The sequence below is a fragment of the Anaerotignum sp. genome, from assembly GCF_040307045.1.
Classification (GTDB): Bacteria; Bacillota; Clostridia; order Lachnospirales; family Anaerotignaceae; genus Chakrabartyella.
Window position 1 is genome coordinate 1 of sequence record NZ_JAWRKF010000002.1, and the last position, 16,804, is coordinate 16,804.

At 35.1% G+C, this 16,804-nt stretch carries 19 protein-coding genes; 3 read left to right on the top strand and 16 right to left on the bottom strand.

Annotated elements, in window-relative coordinates; all coding sequences use genetic code 11:
* Positions 1-229 precede the first annotated feature (229 nt).
* The 7 genes from ABVZ64_RS00020 to ABVZ64_RS00050 form a co-directional block, all read right to left on the bottom strand.
* Entirely contained in the window at positions 230-427 is a 198-nt protein-coding gene (locus tag ABVZ64_RS00020) for a hypothetical protein (RefSeq protein WP_352399005.1), read from the bottom strand.
* A complete protein-coding gene (locus ABVZ64_RS00025) occupies positions 424-1,566 on the bottom strand; it encodes a ParB N-terminal domain-containing protein (RefSeq protein WP_352399006.1) in 1,143 nt (380 codons plus the stop codon). The genes ABVZ64_RS00020 and ABVZ64_RS00025 overlap by 4 nt, the downstream gene beginning before the upstream one ends.
* Before the next feature lie 30 nt (positions 1,567-1,596).
* Positions 1,597-1,767, bottom strand: coding sequence for a hypothetical protein (locus ABVZ64_RS00030; RefSeq protein WP_352399007.1), 171 nt, complete (start codon positions 1,765-1,767; stop codon positions 1,597-1,599).
* 715 nt (positions 1,768-2,482) lie between these two features.
* Complete coding sequence (locus ABVZ64_RS00035) at positions 2,483-3,112, bottom strand: hypothetical protein (RefSeq protein WP_352399008.1); 630 nt, start codon at positions 3,110-3,112, stop codon at positions 2,483-2,485.
* A gap of 466 nt (positions 3,113-3,578) precedes the next feature.
* Positions 3,579-3,974 carry a hypothetical protein gene (locus ABVZ64_RS00040; protein WP_352399009.1) on the bottom strand — a complete coding sequence of 132 codons (396 nt, stop codon included), beginning with the start codon at positions 3,972-3,974 and terminating at the stop codon, positions 3,579-3,581.
* 301 nt (positions 3,975-4,275) lie between these two features.
* Positions 4,276-4,470, bottom strand: a complete 195-nt coding sequence (locus ABVZ64_RS00045; RefSeq protein WP_352399010.1) for a hypothetical protein — start codon at positions 4,468-4,470, stop codon at positions 4,276-4,278.
* A gap of 619 nt (positions 4,471-5,089) precedes the next feature.
* Positions 5,090-5,299, bottom strand: a complete 210-nt coding sequence (locus ABVZ64_RS00050; protein ID WP_352399011.1) for a helix-turn-helix domain-containing protein — start codon at positions 5,297-5,299, stop codon at positions 5,090-5,092.
* Positions 5,300-5,511: 212 nt separating this feature from the next.
* On the opposite strand from ABVZ64_RS00050, the gene ABVZ64_RS00055 reads away from it, so the two are divergent.
* Entirely contained in the window at positions 5,512-5,661 is a 150-nt protein-coding gene (locus ABVZ64_RS00055) for a hypothetical protein (protein ID WP_352399012.1), read from the top strand.
* Between the two features lie 448 nt (positions 5,662-6,109).
* On the opposite strand, the gene ABVZ64_RS00060 is transcribed toward ABVZ64_RS00055, so the two are convergent.
* From ABVZ64_RS00060 to gap (ABVZ64_RS00075), 4 genes are all read right to left on the bottom strand, one after another.
* Positions 6,110-6,298 (bottom strand): hypothetical protein, encoded by a 189-nt coding sequence (locus ABVZ64_RS00060; protein WP_352399013.1) that lies wholly within the window; start codon positions 6,296-6,298, stop codon positions 6,110-6,112.
* A 301-nt stretch (positions 6,299-6,599) separates the two neighbouring features.
* Complete coding sequence (locus tag ABVZ64_RS00065) at positions 6,600-7,505, bottom strand: tyrosine-type recombinase/integrase (RefSeq protein ID WP_352399014.1); 906 nt, start codon at positions 7,503-7,505, stop codon at positions 6,600-6,602.
* 169 nt (positions 7,506-7,674) lie between these two features.
* Complete coding sequence (gene gap / locus ABVZ64_RS00070) at positions 7,675-8,694, bottom strand: type I glyceraldehyde-3-phosphate dehydrogenase (protein WP_352399015.1); 1,020 nt, start codon at positions 8,692-8,694, stop codon at positions 7,675-7,677.
* Positions 8,695-9,117: 423 nt separating this feature from the next.
* Positions 9,118-10,125 carry a type I glyceraldehyde-3-phosphate dehydrogenase gene (gene gap, locus ABVZ64_RS00075; protein WP_352399016.1) on the bottom strand — a complete coding sequence of 336 codons (1,008 nt, stop codon included), beginning with the start codon at positions 10,123-10,125 and terminating at the stop codon, positions 9,118-9,120.
* Positions 10,126-10,521: 396 nt separating this feature from the next.
* On the opposite strand from gap (ABVZ64_RS00075), the gene ABVZ64_RS00080 reads away from it, so the two are divergent.
* Complete coding sequence (locus tag ABVZ64_RS00080) at positions 10,522-10,890, top strand: zinc ribbon domain-containing protein (protein WP_352399017.1); 369 nt, start codon at positions 10,522-10,524, stop codon at positions 10,888-10,890.
* A 262-nt stretch (positions 10,891-11,152) separates the two neighbouring features.
* On the opposite strand, the gene ABVZ64_RS00085 is transcribed toward ABVZ64_RS00080, so the two are convergent.
* The 3 genes from ABVZ64_RS00085 to ABVZ64_RS00095 are packed head-to-tail and all read right to left on the bottom strand — an operon-like array spanning position 11,153 to position 12,654.
* Positions 11,153-11,866, bottom strand: a complete 714-nt coding sequence (locus ABVZ64_RS00085) for a SigB/SigF/SigG family RNA polymerase sigma factor (protein ID WP_352399018.1) — start codon at positions 11,864-11,866, stop codon at positions 11,153-11,155.
* Between the two features lie 9 nt (positions 11,867-11,875).
* Positions 11,876-12,304 carry an anti-sigma F factor gene (spoIIAB, locus tag ABVZ64_RS00090; RefSeq protein ID WP_352399019.1) on the bottom strand — a complete coding sequence of 143 codons (429 nt, stop codon included), beginning with the start codon at positions 12,302-12,304 and terminating at the stop codon, positions 11,876-11,878.
* Positions 12,304-12,654: an STAS domain-containing protein gene (locus ABVZ64_RS00095; protein ID WP_352399020.1), complete on the bottom strand. Its 351-nt coding sequence runs from the start codon at positions 12,652-12,654 to the stop codon at positions 12,304-12,306. Before ABVZ64_RS00095 ends, spoIIAB begins: the two co-directional genes overlap by 1 nt.
* Positions 12,655-12,859: 205 nt before the next feature.
* On the opposite strand from ABVZ64_RS00095, the gene sigK reads away from it, so the two are divergent.
* A complete protein-coding gene (gene sigK, locus ABVZ64_RS00100) occupies positions 12,860-13,672 on the top strand; it encodes an RNA polymerase sporulation sigma factor SigK (protein ID WP_352399021.1) in 813 nt (270 codons plus the stop codon).
* Here sigK and ABVZ64_RS00105 read toward each other — a convergent pair.
* Both ABVZ64_RS00105 and ABVZ64_RS00110 read right to left on the bottom strand, forming a co-directional pair.
* Positions 13,669-15,234 carry a recombinase family protein gene (locus tag ABVZ64_RS00105; RefSeq protein ID WP_352399022.1) on the bottom strand — a complete coding sequence of 522 codons (1,566 nt, stop codon included), beginning with the start codon at positions 15,232-15,234 and terminating at the stop codon, positions 13,669-13,671. The two genes, sigK and ABVZ64_RS00105, sit on opposite strands and share 4 nt — an antisense overlap.
* Complete coding sequence (locus ABVZ64_RS00110; protein WP_352399023.1) at positions 15,197-16,780, bottom strand: recombinase family protein; 1,584 nt, start codon at positions 16,778-16,780, stop codon at positions 15,197-15,199. The genes ABVZ64_RS00105 and ABVZ64_RS00110 overlap by 38 nt, the downstream gene beginning before the upstream one ends.
* Positions 16,781-16,804: the final 24 nt, after the last annotated feature.

Genomic DNA, 16,804 nt, shown 5'->3' on the forward strand with positions numbered 1-16,804 from the left:
TAGTACAACTTGTATTTTGAATTCTGGTGTAAAACTACGTCTTTTTTTCATGTGAATACCGTCCTTTTTTAGATGTATTTATTATAACAGAATTCACTAAGAAATTTGAAGTAACCTGTCTAGATTACAGGTACCATTATATTTCTCGTACAATTTCATCTGTTGTTATATCAATAACTCGAAAATCTGTTAATTCTTTTGTCACCATAAGCTTAACCTTTCCCCTTAACTATGCTTGTTTCTGTTTTCTATATTCTTCACATTGTTTGCACCATTTGTCATAGACAACGGCACTGGCTTGTGTGTCGAATACCCAAAACTTACGCATAGTTTTAATGTTTAAGTCTACATCTAATGGCAATACTCCATGTTCAATGTAATATCTTGCTTGTGTTGGATTGTAAATGTACTTTTTTTGATTCATCATTTGCTTAATTCCTCCATAAGTTTGTTTAATTCCTTCATTTTCTCAACGTCACCACCATTATCTGGATGGTATTTTTTTGCAAGTTGCGTAAAGCCTGCTTTAAAAAGTTCATCTTTTAGCGGATTGCTAACCTTAGGGGCTGTATACAATTCTTTCTTAAAATTTTCGTATTCGGTTTTGCTCTTAAGGTGTTCCTGATATGCCATTTCCCAAACCATAAGAAAATCATTTTTATATTTTTCTGGTATCATATAGAGGGTATATTTACTTGGTACTTTCTCGATTATGGTTTCCTCATGCAAGATTTCTTCATGTCCTTCATATTCAATGTAAAAAGTGATATTCATACCAATAAACATCATCCTGTTATCAGTCCACCGATACTTTACAGGACATTTAATATCTAAAGACTCAAATACAAATTTTCTTCTTTTCAGAATATTTTCTTTCTCCTGTTGAAGTTTCTGCTCCTCTTTTTCAATTTCACTAATTCTATTATCCATTTCTTCAATTTGAGTTTTAGGTGTTCTAATCTCTGGTTTAGTCTTAGTTGGTGCATCATTAACAATTCTAAATGCCTTGTCAGTGGAGATTTCTTTCTTACGCAATTTCTGCTTAACTTCTTCATTATCAGATTGCATAACCTTGTCCAACTTTGAATATGTACCTTCAGAGACACCAACTTTTTCAGCCAATTCTTTTCTGGTATTAACCTTTGACAAATTTGTCAAACCTTTACCACCATCAGAATTATTCTGTTTTGCTTTATTCTGAATTAGAGTTTTAAACCTTTGGACAATTTCATATTTCTCAACATCAGACAAATTTCTTCGTCCAAGTTGCTGTTCCATCATCCACTCTTTTACATCTTCTCTGGTTTTTAATTCAGACATGATTTTATAGTCTGTCCAAGCATTTAGTTCTATATTGTTTTCTTGGATAACTCTGTAACGGTTGTGTCCATCAATAATAATGTTGTCACCGTCAGGAGAGCACCAAACTTTAATCGGGTCTAGTAATCCATATGTAAGAATATTTTGCTCTAATTGCTTGTACTCGTCCTGTTTGAGATGAGGTAATAACTCTTGAAATTCCTTATCAATTTTGAAATTATTTGTGTCTAAATATCTTCCTGCCATTTTTTATTCGTCTCCTTTTGTGTTTTAAAATCACTTCTCTTTTAACTTCTCCATTAGTTCCTCTGTATACTCGAATACGAATACACTTCGTTTACCGTCAATATCATTTTTATCTGGCTTAATGTCGATAATAGTAAAACCAGATTTCAATAATTTTCGTGCTGCTTTGGCGGTAAAAATAATAATTGAATCTTTGTTCATGGGTGGAGTCCTCCTTTCTTGTGAGTTGTTGGTTGTCGGTAATTCAGACATCTGAAAAGTTACTAATTGTCACATTAGAATTTTCTAAACTGCATATCGTGCATTTTCGGATGTGCATATCGTGCATATCCGAATTTAACTTCTGACAAAATTTTGTCTAATGTTGAATTTGTTGCAATAAAAAAACCACTAAGAATTATTTCTCTTAATGGTTTGATAAACGTTGCTATTAAATTTTCTAGGTATGTCCTCCATAGTAGGCAACAAAACTCCTCCATAGTAGCGGTATTTTAAAACCCATAAAATGTGGACTATTTTATTTTTGGTGGAAAATATACTATAAAATTCCATCCATAAACAGTGGGCTAAAATTTCTTATTTCACATAAGTGGAAATTAGAAATTACCCTCTCCATAGTAACTTAAAAAAAGTGCTATAAAGCCTATAAAATCAATATTCTTAACTTTCAAATTTCGCATTTTACCTCTTTTTTTGTAATTTTATACCTCTCTACCATATAGGAAAATCTCAGTCTTGTTAGGTATCACCTATAAGGCTAGAGAAATCAAGGGTTGTTGATGGTATAAATAATACTGTGACGGTGGTAAATTCTTATATACTATTACCATATAGGAAAATCTCAATTTGAAATAGCATGTCTTGAAAAGCCTGTAAAATCAAGGCTTGTAGAGGATTGAAATTAATTTCTATTTCGCTATTTTCTATATTTATATGCAATGCTTCTTTTTCTAGTTTTTTCATTCTCGTTTGCACAATCGCTGCAATACTTATTGCAATTTGATTTTTGTTTAACTAGTACCCCGCAATCAGCACACCTAATATATTTTTCACCTTTATACAACCTCCACTCATATCCAAGCTGTCTAAAATCCGAAACAAACAATTTCTTTTCGCTTTCATCATCTATGTATAAAACCCTAATATTGAGATTGTCCACTTTTTTTGCATACTCAATCAATCCTAATTCTCGTAGTTGATTAAATTTCAAGTCTTTGTCAAAAGCAGTAGTGTTAATGCAAGCAAGTTTATAAATTTCCCCATTGCTATAATTAACCCAATTGTTATTGTTTGGATTTCTATAATTTCTAAACTTAGCTAAACACAAAAGAGTAAATGCTAATCGTTCCAAAACTTTATTTTGCATATCTGCAATAGACTTCAATTCATTTTCTGTAATCCATACCCCTTTGCATTCACACAAAGGATATTTACCAGCCTTGGTAGCGTATTTTTCAATACTACTATACCAGTCAACAGGGTTATATCTTGGATAATTGTTTCTCATAAAATCATCAAGTGTTCTGATAATTTTAACTTTTCTCAATCCATTTTCATGATATAATAGCCTTGCGTACATGCTCAAAAAAGTATACGTCTTAGAAATATCAAGTTTTTTATTTTGTAGCACCTCAAGTACATATTCTTTTTCATTTAAAATAATAATATATCTTCATCCTCCTTAGTTTGTTTTTTACACATGATAAACTGTTCTCCACCAAATTCAAAATTGCTGTCGAGTATGTGAATTTGTGTGGCAATAGCCATGGAGGTTCAAGAGTCGATAATCGACTGTTGACTTTATCTGAAATTGCATCCCAATTAGGTTTCCAAGTTTCTTGTATTTCCATTTTTTTACTTTAAAATTGTGGTTTTAAGGTTTCAAATTTTAATAGTTTTAATCTTCCATAAGATTAAATGATATGTTATAATGATTTATCAGAAAATTACTACATATCATTCATCCTATGGTGAGTGGCTAGGCTGTCAGTGTCTTAGATATTGGCAGCTTTTTATTGTTCACGAATTAAATTTTCTAACTTCTCAATGTAATCTTCAATTGCTTCCTTGCCATTGTTATATTCAATTTCTTGAATACATTTATCTGTTCTTTTTGAAGAACTATCAAACGATAATAACTCATCCATAGACATTTCAAGATAATAGCTATAGTTTTCTAAGTATTTTTCTATTTTTGCCTTCTTATTGTCGCTGGCATTTGCAAATAAATACCCCAAACCAGCACTTATAGTCCCTAATGGATTTTTACGAATTACATCTGAATCTACTAATCCACCAAAGCCAAACCTACTACAACCGAAAATATTTCTTACAACATGTTCAACACTAATTGCATACCCCTGAGCGGCTGCTCCCTTTTGAATTGCTAAAATATCTTTTTCGTTCATATTTTATTTGTTCTCCTTTTAATTAACTCTTTTGACAGTGACTAATAATAAATTCTACTTTTTTCTTATGTACTTCGCTAAGTCATTTCATCACCACTTTCTATATTTACCAACCAAAGAATATTTGTTCTCTTTGTACTGATATAATACTCCTGTTAGCACTCGTTGTAAATGACTGCTAACAAATTATTTTTCGACAAATATCGTCATTATCTTATAGAACCCTATGGGAAATTTTCCACAGGGGTACACTCTTAATGTGTACCCTTTTTATTCCACTTACCGTCAAAGTGAGGCGTACTCAATAAAAACTTCTTCCCAGTTGAACTACCACTCCATTCTCAATCACTGGTGGCACAGAAAACATTTTCTCTCTTTGTGTATTAAGGTTGTCAACTTCACCTTGTAACTCTGCGATAAGAAAATTTTGAACTTCGATAATGTCTAATAAATCTTCGTAGGTTGGTGTTGGTACTGTTTGACGTAATGCGTTCATGGTGGTTGTCCTCCTTTAGTTTTGAGGTTTTCGCCTTTAAAGTCAAAAACCTATTTCGTTAAATAATTTTAATTTACACTTGACATTGAAGGTTTTAAAAAATATGCTCAAGGTTTGATTGCGGTTTGTGTGTATAGTACGTCCTAGAAACGGACGTAAACTATCTATATGCCCACAGGATGACTTGGGATGCTTAGATAACTTGCTTGTACTAAAGTAAACCACTAAGTCAAATTGCAACCCTTGACATAGGTTTAAGTTGTCGGCTCTTAACCTTGCAAACCTCCGCATAGCATGATATTTATACTGGGTGCTGTCAGCCCAGTTGACGAAAGATAGTTTTCTCAAGCAAGTAAACTGCTATCTTCCGAATGATTTTTTGCAGCGGCTCATTACACCCTATTGTTATTTAGTACCGAAAGACAGAATTCTGACACTCGGAAAACAAGGAAACTGTATGCTTTGAAACCTTTATGTATCATAACTAAATAGTTATATTTTATTACCAAAAGTATATTATAACTTTTTAGTTATGTCAATACCTTTTATTTATATTTTATAACATTTTAGTTATGTCAATGGGCATAAAAAAACACCATACATTTTCATGTACAGTGCTTTAAATCTTTGTGCCATTAGGAAATTCAAAATAAGAGATATATTCACAACCTAAACACTTTGCCATTTCTTCAAGTTCTTCTTTTGTAAATTTACCTACCTTTAATCGTTTTGATAAATTAGCCTGACTCATATCCATTTTTGTTGCAAGTTCTGTCAAACTTATGCCAGCTATATCACAAGCTGCTTTAACTTTCTGCTGTAATATCAACTATTATCACCTTCCAGATTTCCTTATATTTTATAACTATTTCATTATATATTAAAAAACAAATAATTTCAAGTTTAAGATAAATAAAAGGTGCTAATTAACTTTAGCCCTTTTTTATTTGCAAAAATTACTTATTGGATAGTATCATCCTCTACAAGAAATAGTATTAAGATGTTTTTTTTACTATTATAAAATTCAAGGAGGATGTAAATATGACGAAAGAAGAAATTTTATTACATTATCAAAATACTGTTACAAGAAGTGAGTTGTTGTATGTATTTAAAATGTTATATGATTTAGGGAAGATAACCGAAATAGAATACGAAAAAGCTATAATTGAAGCAAATAAATTTGAAGATTGAATTATTGGGAAAAGAAGTGTATAGTTATTGTAAAATACTGTAATATTATAGGAGGAAATATGCATATTGTAATAGGCGTTGGGTGTTTGATTTACTGGTTTGCGAGTGACTGGATAAGAAGGAATAGATAAGGTTGTCGGGAAATACGACAGCTTTAGTTTTACCGATTCCCCTTTGAAGGTGAGTCGTTAAATAAGTTTGATTTCAAAACTGTTGAAATGACAGTTTTACCTTTTGAAGTAAAAAGTTTTTGCTCGCCTTTGAAGGTGTGCAAAATACCCTTGGATTAAAATGCAATATATACCCCTAGAATTAATTGTAATATTGTAGGTAATGAATTGCTCAAGAAAAGTATTATCATTTGAAATTGGAGGTGAAAATGTGCATTTTCCCTAAGGATATAGGTATAGGGAATCAATTTCACCTAGTCGATAATCGACTATCTCTATCAGAAATTGCCTTTGATAGACCTGTCCACTTCATGCCCAGATTTTAAACCTACTTTTTTAGCAACGATATTACGGGATTCGCCTTTAGTTTGTGAGTTTGTTGCTTCCGCCGAAACTGGCGTAAGCTTGTTTTTCCCGTTTAATATAGCTTGTCTCTTGTTAGCCAACACACTTTCTACTTCCTTCAAAGCTTTCGCTTCTCTTGCTTTCTGTTCAGTGGTTTTTTCACGAGTAGATGTCGGGGCGAATTTCACCACAACATAATAATTGAGGTTTTCGCCTTTTGAAGTCGTAAACTTACACTAACCATTTTTTTATGGTGAGTAGCGAAATGCGACATACCCATTTGGTAGTCCATCCTCTTAGCGGAAAATGCAATCTACAGAGATTACAGAGGTTTTATTGTATAGGGCGACTTATTCATAGGGTAAAAAAATAACCCCTTAGAAAGCTGAATTTAGGCTTAAAAAGGGGTATGGGGTTTATAAACTATAAATTCATTAACACACTTGACTTTTTGGATTGGCGTATTACATCATCGTCTTTAATACCATTCAAATATATTTGTGTGATTGAAACATTCTCATGTCCTAACAATCTACTAAGAGAATAAATATCAAGTCCATTCATAAGTTGCATATGAGCAAATGTATGACGGCAAGTGTGTGGTGAAACTCGTATATCCTTTGACACATTTGCAAATTCCCCTGCATCTTTGACAATTCTTTCAACCATTTCTCGTGAAAGTTTTCGGCAATTCTTGCTTAGAAAAAATTCCTTATCTATTAAATTCCTATCAATGAAGCGTTCCTCTCTAATGACTTGGTACTTAAAGATATACTTAGCAAGGAATGGACTTTTAGGCACAACCCTGTCCTTATTTCCTTTGCCACATTTAATTAAGATATAATCATCTTTAATATCGTCCTCTTTTAGATTTATTAGCTCAGATAACCTAATTCCAGTGTCAAATAACATAGCAATAATAGTTTTATTCCTGACATCCAAGAAAGTCCTACCATTGTAACATTCAAGCATTTTCCTAATGTCTTCTTTCCTAAAAGTTCTAATTATTACTTTTTCTTTTCTTACATTCCCTACATCTTGCGTTAGAATTACATCTGTATAACCCTCTTTATAAAAATATCGGAACATAGTTTTATACGTGCTTAGAATGCTGTTGATATAATTCGGCTTATTCTTAGCCTTCTGTTTCGCCATGACATATTGTTTAATGTGTTGAGGTGTCACATCCTCAATTTCGGTAATTCCTTTTTTCTCTAAAAAATCAATTAAATAATTAATGTGTTTCTTATAGATATTTATTGTTCTTGGCGAAAATTTTTTATACTCACACTCAAATAAATATTCATTAGCAATAGTTCTTATCTTCATCAAAAATACTCCTTTCTCTTATTTATTTCAAGTAAAAGAAAGGAGTTTTTCATTATCATAATTGATTTTTGTCCATCTATATAACTTATCATACTAAATCAACCATTATCATAACACAGGTTTAGTAGTGATAAATAAAATGTTTATTAAAACTCAAGAAACCCAGTAATCATGCGTTATCAACGGAGTACATATGGGCAATCAAATCAACAACTTTGTTGCTGTAGCCCCATTCATTATCATACCAAGCAATTAATTTTACAAAGTTATCATCAAGCATGATACCAGCTTTTTCATCAAAAATACAGGTATGGTAATCTCCCAAAAGATCGCAAGAAACGATTTCTTCGTTCATATAGCTAACAATACCCTTCATTGTTGTTTGAGACGCCTCTTTCACCTTCTGGCAGATTTCATCGTATGTTGTAGGAGTTTTTAAACGTGCAGTTAAATCAACCACTGAAACGTCATTTGTAGGTACGCGGAAGGACATACCTGTCATTTTACCCTGGAGTTCAGGAATAACTCTGCCAACTGCTTTTGCAGCACCTGTAGAAGATGGAATAATGTTTCCAAAAACTGATCTACCTGTTCTCCAGTCCCTACCAGCTCTAGCGTCTACTGCTTTTTGCTTTGCTGTTGCAGAGTGGATTGTTGACATCAAGCCTTGTTCAATGCCAAAGTTATCATTTATAATTTTTACCAGAGGAGCCAAGCAGTTTGTTGTACAAGAAGCATTGGAAACAATATCATATTCAGGTTTATATTCCATATGGTTTACACCCATAACAAAAGTTGGCATAACAGTATCTTTAGAAGGTGCCGTTAAAATAACTTTCTTTGCACCACCAATTTTATGCAAACCTGCTTTAATAACTGTATTAAAAGCACCTGTAGATTCAATGATGTATTCAGCGCCACATTCAGCCCAGTTGATCAAACCTGCATCACTTTCGCTAAAAACACGTACTTTCTTCCCATTTACGATAAGGCAATTCTCTCCAATTTCAATTTCACCATTAAAGCGACCAAAAACACTATCATATTTTAACTGATAAACCATATAGTCCAACTCAGCATTTCTTAAATTAATTCCACAAAGTTCAAACTCATCTTGGCGGTTCATCAAAACTCTAAAGACCACTCTGCCGATGCGCCCAAAACCATTGATACCAACTTTAATTGCCATAGTGTATCCCCTCTCATTGTTTGAAAAACTATTTTGCAAGGACTATTGTAGCACATTTATCCAAAAAAAAAGTCTAAATAATCCAAATAATTAATTTTCAGAACTCTCACCAGAATCCATCCTTTTTGCGATTTTAAGTTTATGAATTTTTGGCATGGACGTGGGACGCTTTTCGTCCTATTTCCTATTTTTGAATAAGATTGTGGGACATTTTTTGTCCTATATTTTTAGCTATCTTTTCTATCTACAAAAACTCGAAATATTTTAAAAAATAGTTATAGTCAATATGATTTTATATTCTAAAACCTATTTTTCCATTACAATTTCACAAAGCATTAAGATTCTGAATTCTACACAAAAAAACCCTTACAGAAAAAATTCTGTAAGGGTAAGTTGACTCCATATTTTATTTCATTAAAAGGATTATGCATTATCCACGTTGTACATATGAATCATCAAATCCAACGCCTTGTTGCTGTAACCCCACTCATTGTCATACCAGCTAACCAGTTTAACAAAGTTATCATTCAAAGCAATACCAGCTTTAGCATCAAAAATGGAAGTATGTGCATCGGTCAAGAAATCAGAAGATACAACATCATCTTCTGTATAGTCCATAATGCCTTTCATTTCGTTTTCACAAGCCTTTTTAATTGCTGCTTTAATTTCTTCATAAGTTGCAGGCTTTGCCAAACGGCAAGTTAAGTCAACAACAGAAACGTCAATTGTAGGAACACGGAAAGCCATACCTGTTAACTTACCTGCCATCTCAGGGATAACTTTGCCTACTGCCTTAGCTGCACCAGTAGAGGATGGGATGATATTTGCAGAAGCTGCACGACCACCTCTCCAGTCTTTTCTGGAAGGACCATCTACTGTTTTCTGTGTTGCTGTTTGGGAATGAACTGTAGTCATCAAGCCTTCCACAATGCCAAAGTTATCATTGATAACCTTTGTTAAAGGTGCCAAACAGTTTGTTGTACAAGATGCATTGGATACGATCTTCATATCCTTTGTGTACTTATCGTTGTTAACACCCATTACAAACATTGGAGCATCCGCAGAAGGAGCGGAGATAATAACCTTCTTAGCTCCACCATTAAAGTGAGCTTCTGCCTTATCCATAGCTGTAAATAAGCCTGTGGACTCAAGCACATATTCTGCTCCGGCTTCTTTCCAAGGAATTTCCTTAGGATCCATACAGTTGTAAACAGTAATCTCTTTACCATCCACTACAAGCTTCCCATTTTTTTCTTCCATTTTTGCATTAAAACGACCATGTGCTGAATCATACTTCAGCATATAAATCATATATTCTACATCAATGAAAGGGTCATTTACAGCAACAACTTCAGCATCCCCACGCTCCATTGCAGCTCTAAATACCAATCGACCAATACGGCCAAATCCGTTAATACCTACTTTTACCATATAAATTCCTCCTCGTTTTGAAATAGATAATTGTTATTTTCGGCAAAACAATTATCTACAATTTAGTATACCACAATTTGCATTCTAAAAAAAGGAAAATTGGAAAATCGTGGCGAAATTTCTTTAATTGTAAGATTTCTAACTTCATATCCATTCTTCCCAATTGATCAGAAACCATGCATATTAGTATTCATCACAACGGAACATATCTATGATTGATAATGTTAGCATCGCAGCGGAAATAGCCAAAGAAACTGCACTAACTACCAAACGAGAAACTTTCACGCAAATTACCTCCTTTCGGAAAAGCTTGCAAATTTTATGAAAATATTTTATCATGTTAGCCATAAGAAGTAAAACAAATTCATCAATTTTTTAAAAGGATGTGCTGTTTTTATGATTTTTATCGGCGGAATTTCCCAAGGACATAAAGATTTAGGTTTTTTACAAACCATGGTATGCAAAAAATGTGGGCGCTTTAGCAGCGTAAACGTTTATATGGTATATACATACTTTAGTTTTTTCTTTATTCCCTTGTTCAAATGGGGCAAAAAATATTATGCTGTTTCGAATTGTTGCCAAACAACTTTTTCCATTCCAGACGAACTGGGCAAAGCCATAGAACGGGGGGAAAGTGTGCAGTTACAAGAAGATGACTTAGAAATTGTTGGTATGAGCACAAATTCTTATACTAACTGCCCTGATTGCGGCTTTTTTCTAACACCTGAGTATACCTATTGTCCCAAATGCGGCAGAAAAATATAAATTTAAAAAAATGGCTCATGATAACATATTCATTATATGCAAATCACGGGCCATTTTTATTCTTTTTGTCTTATTTCAACTAGTTACATCCTGGGTAAAGCCTTTCCCTCTGCGGGTATATACGTAAATGAAAGTTTTGCCCTAAAATAAAAAATATTACGTACATAAGTTTTTTGTGTAACTTGTTCATTTCCACAACACAATAATTTATGATTTACACTGCATTTCAACTTTCTTATCATGTTATTCTATTGATCTTTTGCTATTCATTGGATAATCGCTTTCGCATTCGCTCTAAAACCTTCTTTTCAATGCGTGAAACTTGAACTTGAGAGATCCCCATTCTTTTAGCAACTTCCGTCTGCGTTCGATCTTCAAAGTAGCGAAGGACAATGATTTGCCTTTCTTTTACCTCAAGACTATCTAACGCTTCCATCAAGCAAAGTCGATTGATCACCTGCTCTCCATCCTCCTTTGCAGCCAGCTTGTCCTGGACTTGCAAATCCTCCTGCTGAGAAACGGGGGCATTTAGGCTCTCCACTTCCTTTTTAGACTCTAATGCCGGGATGAGCTGCTCCAGTTCTACTTCTAAGGCTTCGGCAAGCTCTTGTAAGGTTACTTCCCGATTGGTTTCTTGTTGTAGCTTTTCCTGCATTCTTTTCGCCCTTGCAGCAAGCTCTTTTAGGCTACGGCTAACCTTTATTGTCCCATCATCTCGAAGAAATCTACGTATTTCCCCTATGATCATAGGCACGGCATAGGTTGAAAATTTTACTTCAAATGAAAAATCAAATTTTTCTATACATTTCAATAAGCCAATGGAACCAATTTGATAAAGATCCTCCATTTCAACGCCCCTGCCCTGAAACCGCCTTACAACACTCCAAACCAAGCCCGAGTTCTCTTGCAATAAAATCTCCTTTGCCTGTCGATTTCCTTCTTTTGCCTGCAGAATGAGTTCTTGTGTCCTATCCATGGCATCCCCTCATTCCGTAGTCAATGTCTTCTCCATAAAAATTCTGGTACCCTCTCCCTGCTTGCTTTCTACACGAACTTCTTCCATAAAAGTCTCCATAATTGTAAAACCCATACCCGAGCGTTCTAATTCAGGCTTAGACGTATACAGAGGCTCCCGAGCACGATTTACATCAACAATTCCCAGTCCTTTATCGGCCACTTCTATGTAAACTTTTCCATCTTTATAGCCACAAAACAGCTCAACATCGCCGTGCTTTTCCTCGTATCCATGGATAATGGCATTGGTTACAGCTTCGGAAACTGCCGTTTTCACATCTGTAATTTCAGACAAAGTAGGATCATATTGAGATAAAAATGCCGCCGTCATAATTCTTGCTAAGGCTTCATTTTGAGATTTTGCGGCAAAAAACACACGAAACTCATTTTGATATTCCATTATTCCTTTCCTCCTTCCACATATTCCAAAGCCAAATCTACATTAGGGAATGATGGAATAAGGGATTGAACCGCAGATAGGCGAAAAATTTGTTCTACTCTTTCATTTGCCTCTGCCACAGCAATTCTTCCTCCTAGCCTCTGGATATTTTTATATCGTCCTATCACTGCGCCAATACCGGAGCTATCCATAAAAGAAACGCCTCCCATGCGGAAAATAAGATTTTTTCCACCCATCTTTTCTAGGGCACTGTCCGCTTCCCCACGCAATATCTCACAAGTATGATGGTCAATTTCGCCGTCTATTTTGATGATTAGCGTTCTATTTCGTTTTGTAATTTTCAGATCCATGAAATTCCTCCTTCCTAGATAACTATACATGATTTTTAGACTCTTGTTTGCAAAATCCATCATCAAAATCTCCCTTGTCACGACATGTCCCCAAAAAAAAGGACAGAAAAACTTTTTTTCAGACACGCACGGAACTGAAAATCGTCACATACAATAAATCTATAACACGGTTTCACTGCGTTTTCGAAAACTTGGGGGTGAGTATGTGCTAGCTTTTTTTGTCGTTTTGCCATTTTTATTTGCCTTTTCCTCTGCCGGTGCCTTCCCGAAACCACTTTCAAAAGAAGATGAGGCCTACTATTTAAACTTATACCAAACAGGAAATGAGGTAGAGAAAAAGCAAGCTAAGGATAAACTAATTCTCCATAACCTGCGCTTGGTAGCCCATATTGCTAAAAAATATTCAGGCAATGCAAGAGAACCTGAGGAGCTTATATCCATCGGTATCATTGGCCTGATCAAAGCAGTCGATTCGTATAACGTAGAAAAAAATGTTAGGCTGGTCTCATACGCAGCCAAATGTGTTCAAAATGAGTTGCTCATGTGGTTAAGAAGTGGAAAAAAATATCAAAACGATATTTCCCTTCACGAGCCCATTGGAACTGATAGAGATGGAAACGAAATCGTAATGTTAGACATAATCAATAGCGATAACCCAGATTTTGTGGATGCCATAGATTTCTCAATCAAGTCTGAAAAGATGCTGTCAGCAATAAAAACCTTACTTTCACCCAGAGAGCAAACAGTAATCATACTGCGATATGGTTTGGCTAATCACGATATTCTTACCCAACAAGAAATCGCAGAACGACTGGGTATTTCCCGTTCTTACTCTCCTGTTATTATAGGGCTAAACAAAGAAAGATCACGGAAAACAACAACTGGTTTGGCAAATAGTTCATTAAACATAGATTCACAATTAAAAAGTCCCTCACCAAATTCACAAGGGTATCGATCCATTTGGCAGGGGACAGTGTTTTTTATAACGGTAAAAGCCTCTCAAAATTCAGTTTTTTAAATCCTCTCCTTTCCTCCCATAAAAATATCATTAAACTTCCAATGAATTTTAATCCATCCATTTCTCTCTATGATGACCATATCCACAAAAGTCTCAACAAGCTCTTTTGTAAATTCCTGTAAAGCCCTTTCTTCTTTTTGGTTGCCCCTTTCGTTCATGGTTCTCCCCTTTAATTCTTCCAGTTTCTTCTGGCCTTCCAACATCAATGTATGGATGAAGTTGCATTGCTTCTCAAAGGATGCTTTTTTCTTTGAAAAAATATCTTTATCGATGCGTCCCTGCTTATATGACTCATATAGGTGTACTTTCTGAAGCTTCAGCATCTTCAATTCAGACTCTTGCTTTTTCAAATCCCTTTCACCTTCGACTATTTTTTCTTGAAGAGTGGTTTCCGTTTTCTTTTCATAACCATCCATCCATTCTAAATCCACTAGAGCTTTCAAATAATCATAAATTGCATCTTCCATTGTTTTTTCTTCTATTTTTTGCTGATAACAACCATATATCTCACTTACGTCACTGGTAGGGCAGCGATAGGTGGCCCCTTTTTCCTTATTTTTAGATGCTTTACGAGATATCAAATGATTGCAAGCACCGCACTTAACTTTCTTACATAAAGGATGAGGTGGCTCATTACGACGCTTCTGATAGCTTTGGAACATTGCATTTACCTTTAAAAAAGTATCCCTTTGTACAATTTTCTCATGGGCATTCGCCACAACCACCCAGTCTTTTTGCACCACCTTTTTTTCTTTCTGACTTCCAACCTCAATAGGCTTTACCCTACCGTATATTCCATCCCCAACATACCTTTGATCCTTCAAAATGGTAGATATGGTTGAAGGGCGCCAAATTGTTTTTTCATGTACGGTAACACAGGAATAACCGTCTTCTCTCCTTCTTCGAAGCATACTGGGGCTAGGCACATTTTCCTCATTTAGGGTGCGAGCAATTTCCACCTTCCCAAAACCCTCTAAGGCCATTTGAAAAATTCTTTTCACCACTGGTGCTGTTTCAGCGTCAATCTCCAATCTTTGATTCATGGCTTTTTGATACCCATACGGGGCAAAGGGAGAAATATAACTACCTTGCTGTGCCTTAATGCGGCGTACACTGGTGATTTTTTGGGATAAGTCTTTGCTATAAAGATCGTACATCAAATTTTTAAATGCAGTTGAAAGAAACTGTGTATTTCCGGGGTTTTTTTGGTTGTCATAGTGATCATTTATGGAAATAAAACGAATGCCCAAGCTGGGAAACACTTCTTCCAAATAAGTGCCTACAGAAATGTAATTTCGTCCGAAACGAGAAAAATCTTTTACGATGATGCAACTGATTTCTCCCTTTTTTACACCATCTAGCAAGGCTGTAATGCCCGGCCGAAAAAAGTCTGTTCCGCTAAATCCATCATCCACAAACTCCCGAACCTCAAGGCTAGAAAGGTCTTTGTTTTGATGAATAAAATTATAAATGAACTCCCTTTGCCCTTTAATGCTATTGCTTTCCTTTTGATTTACATCTTCATCAGAAAGGCGCAGATATATCCCCACCGCTTCGGTCAACTTTAGACACCTCCCCCAAGGGTTTTCTATTTTCGGCTTCTAACAAGCTCTCCCACTCACCCCGATATGCAAAGTAAAAGGAATAATTGTTTTTTTTTATAATAATTCTATGAAAAAATAATTCACAAACTTCCCTTGTTAACCCATCAGCATTTTCCAAAAATCTTAGTTTCTCTAGCCATTCTTTGGGACAAAAGGAATCTTCTGTCTTCTTCTCACCTGTAACGCCCAGTTTTTTTTGGCATACATCTACCATTTTCATATGGGGCTCAAGTTTGTTCTTTCCCTCTGCAAGTTCTCCTTCTAGAGCTTCCATTTCTTCTTTAATGAAGGCTAGCTGCTTGCTACAAACCTCAAATGCCATTTCTTTCAATCCCTTTTCCGAAACAGGCATTGCATTACAAGCACCTTCTTTTATGTACTTTCGAGGGCAATAATAATAATGGCTTACCAAAGTCCCATCCTCATGATAATAACCACTATTCCTTTGTAAAACACAGCCGCATTCGCCACAAATCAACAGACCCTGAAACACATTTTCTGTTTTCTTCTTTGGCGAGGTATTCTTCACAGCGCTATCAGGATTACTTTTTTCCACCTTCCATTTGTTTTGCACCTGATCAAAAATGCCTTTTGCAATAATTGGCTCATGTGTTTTTTGTATTAGGTTCCAGGTTTCTTGGGGTAGTGTCCGTAATCTCCCCCCTTTATACAATGCTTTTTCCGTTTTACGCTCCACCAGGCATCCTAAATAGGTAGGGTTTTTTAATATTCCTATGATCGTTGACCCACGCCACAGGGCAGTTTCCTTTCCATCGGCAAAGCCCTGCAAATAGCGAAGTTTAAAATAAGATGGCACCCCCATATCGTTGAGCTTTCGGGCGATGGCGGTACTCCCCATCCCTTCCAGACGCCAACGAAATATATTTCTAACAACCTCTGCCTGCTCTTGACAAACTACTAATTGATACTTATCTTCTTTGGAAATCTCATAGCCATAGGGCGGAATTCTATTCAAAAACTTACCCTTTTTCTTTTTTACCCCAAGGGCAGTGCTAACTTTTTTTGAAATATCCTTTGCATAATGATCATGCAAAATTTCTTTCAGGGATATTATTAACCCATCATTATCATCACTATAAAGACTATCAAAATGATCGGTTACCGATATAAACCGAACCCCCATATTGGGAAAAACCGTTTCTAATAACCTACCACACTCCAAATAATTCCTACCAAAACGGGATAAATCTTTTACAATAACACAATGAATGTTACCCTTAGCTATATCTTCCATTAGACAGGTAAATCCAGGTCGTTTAAAATTTGTCCCCGTTTTTCCATTGTCAATATATATTTTGACCAAATTCAAATCTTCTTTATTTCTCCCATATTCTGTCGCAATCAAAATCTGATTTTTTATGGAAGAATCCTGGTTTTCTTCCTCCTCAACGGATAATCTTGCATAGATAGCTGTGTTATATTTTAAATTTTCTTTTTTTTCCTTCTCAGAATATTGCAAACTCTTTCTGCTTTTTCGTGCCATACTCTATTCCTCCTCGAAAGAAAT